The following is a 2,222-nucleotide window of genomic DNA, read 5'->3' on the forward strand; positions in this document are numbered from 1 at the left end:
TGCGCCTTGACCTTATTCCTTACTCCCATACTTTGTCAAACTTTTTTATTGCAATTTTAATTTCATCTGTGGTATTTTAGTATTTCCGGTGGTTATACCGGAGGGGCAACACCCGTTCCCATTCCGAACACGGAAGTTAAGCCCTCCAGGGCCGATGATACTATGACCGCGAGGTCATGGGAAAGTAGGACGCCGCCGGATCTAATAGAAGGGCCCGGTTAAACACCGGGCCTTTTTTGTTTTTGATGTGAGTTTAAGATTACTCTCCGCAGCAGATGCGTCTCATCCTTTTCTTGCCTGATGGAGAAACGGCCATAACAGCCTCTACCTTGTTGCCGCAATTGCGGCAGACTATAGCCTTGCTCTTGTTCTCAGCCCTTGCTGCAACATCGGTCTTTGACTTACCTTTTTCAGCCATGATTCATCCTCCTTTCTTTTACATTCTTATGAGAGAACTCGCAAAAGTCCTCCCGCATATTTGCATGCATACTATTTCCCCAACATTTTTCTGATTGATACTGCCAAGATAGACTATTGGCACAACCTGAGGAAATTGCACAAAACTTAACAATCTAACTGAAAAGATAAAGGTTTGTCAACTTAATCTGTGAGTAAGGATAGCAGAAAATTTCATTGCTGATTGTGATCAATCCCAGTGGGATGTCGTAATGGTTTAGAGTATGTCTGGTTTATCGCTGGCAATACCGTCGGCTCCCTTGTCCATGTATGCCTTTGCCTCTTGTTTTGTATTTATAGTCCAGACAATGACCTTGAGATTATTCTTGTGGGCGTCTTCAATGTTCCTGGTATGTGTAAGCTTATAGAGTGGAACGAGATACTGTGCGTTAAGCTTAAGCGCAGAAGCAATCGGATTTTTATGTTTTACATAAATCAAACCTGTTTCGATTTTGGTGTCCAGTCTCCTCACCTCTGAAAGAGCGTCCTCATGAAAAGAGACAATGATAACATGGTCATGCAGTTTTTCTTTTTTTATGACTTCCAGAACATTCTTCCCGCAGCCGATTTCTTTTAACTCAATAAGTATTTTTTCGACCTTTTTGTCGATAAATTGCAAGGCCTCTGAAAGAGTTGTGATTTTGTTTCCGGTTATTTGTTTTAATTCCTTTAATGTTGCCTGATTTATTGCAACCTCCTTGCCGAAGACCCTTTTTAGGTTATCATCATGTATGACAACCAATTTCCCATCTTTTGTCTTTCGAACATCAAACTCGATTGCATTCACGCCGAGTTCTATAGCCTTTTTAAAGCTTTCGATTGTATTCTCTATTTCGTATGCCCTTGCGCCGCGATGTCCGACCTTTAAAAACATTTTCCACTTCCCTACCACGGCATTTCTTCGTCAAAATGGAAGAATTTGCCCGTAGGGCCCTTGGGGCCGAGGGTTGCCAGCTTTACCGCTGTTTTTGCGCCTTCGGTAACATCCATCGGTGCATCCGATCCTCCCATATCTGTTTTCACCCAGCCTGGATGGGCTGAATTTACTTTGATAGGTGTATTCCTAAGTGCAGCAGATAGATGAATGGTGAACTGGTTCAATGCTGTTTTTGAGGCGTCATAGGCAAAGGGCTTGAATTTTTCCGATTCTTCGCTCTGGTATGCAAGAGAGCCAAGTATGCTCGATACATTTACGATACGGCCTGCAGCGCTTTTTTTGATGAGAGGGAGGAGTGCCTGTGTCAGTTCCACTGTTCCGAAGAAATTTACATCAAAGGTCTGGCGGAGTGCTTTTAGCGAAATGGTTTCAACACTGTTGCTGACAAGGGGCTCTTCCTTGTGAAGCATGCCTGCATTGTTTACAAGGATATCGAGTCTGCCGAAATGTTTTTCTATATATTTTTTGACATGTTTGATATGCTCGGATTTTGTAATATCAAGCAGGATGAATCCCACATCGAGGCCTTCGCTTTGCAATTTTTCTGCCGCGGCCCTTCCTTTTGCTTCTTTGCGTGCTCCCATTAGCACCTTGATTCCATTTTGTGCCAGTTGGCGGCTTGTTTCGAAACCGAGTCCTTTGTTAGCACCTGTAACTAAGGCGATTAATTTTGATGACATGGTTGCCTCCTCAATGTTTTAAAATATAAAAATGGCTTTATGATTTATCTGTAATGCATGTATAATTTCTTTTATGTCTTAATATACTAAAAAGGAGATTCATAATGGAAATCTCAAATAGAATAAGATTTTAATTATTATATTTCAGG

General features: G+C 41.8%; 3 protein-coding genes and 1 rRNA gene. 1 reads left to right on the forward strand and 3 read right to left on the reverse strand.

All coding sequences use genetic code 11. The annotated features are described in order from the left end of the window. Positions 1-84 precede the first annotated feature (84 nt). Positions 85-201 (forward strand): 5S ribosomal RNA (gene rrf, locus V7L97_RS12305). A 58-nt stretch (positions 202-259) separates the two neighbouring features. Here the strand turns inward: rrf and V7L97_RS12310 are convergent. The 3 genes from V7L97_RS12310 to V7L97_RS12320 all read right to left on the reverse strand — a co-directional run bounded on the left by V7L97_RS12310 (position 260) and on the right by V7L97_RS12320 (position 2,073). After that, the gene (locus tag V7L97_RS12310; protein WP_333656412.1) at positions 260-418 is read right to left on the reverse strand and encodes a hypothetical protein; all 159 of its coding nucleotides are present in this window, start codon (positions 416-418) and stop codon (positions 260-262) included. 255 nt (positions 419-673) lie between these two features. After that, positions 674-1,348, reverse strand: coding sequence for a glycerophosphodiester phosphodiesterase (locus V7L97_RS12315; RefSeq protein ID WP_333656414.1), 675 nt, complete (start codon positions 1,346-1,348; stop codon positions 674-676). Then, positions 1,342-2,073: an SDR family oxidoreductase gene (locus V7L97_RS12320; RefSeq protein WP_333656415.1), complete on the reverse strand. Its 732-nt coding sequence runs from the start codon at positions 2,071-2,073 to the stop codon at positions 1,342-1,344. Before V7L97_RS12320 ends, V7L97_RS12315 begins: the two co-directional genes overlap by 7 nt. Between the last annotated feature and the right edge of the window lie 149 nt (positions 2,074-2,222).

Source organism: Dissulfurispira sp., from assembly GCF_036745535.1.
Lineage (GTDB): Bacteria > Nitrospirota > Thermodesulfovibrionia > Thermodesulfovibrionales > Dissulfurispiraceae > Dissulfurispira.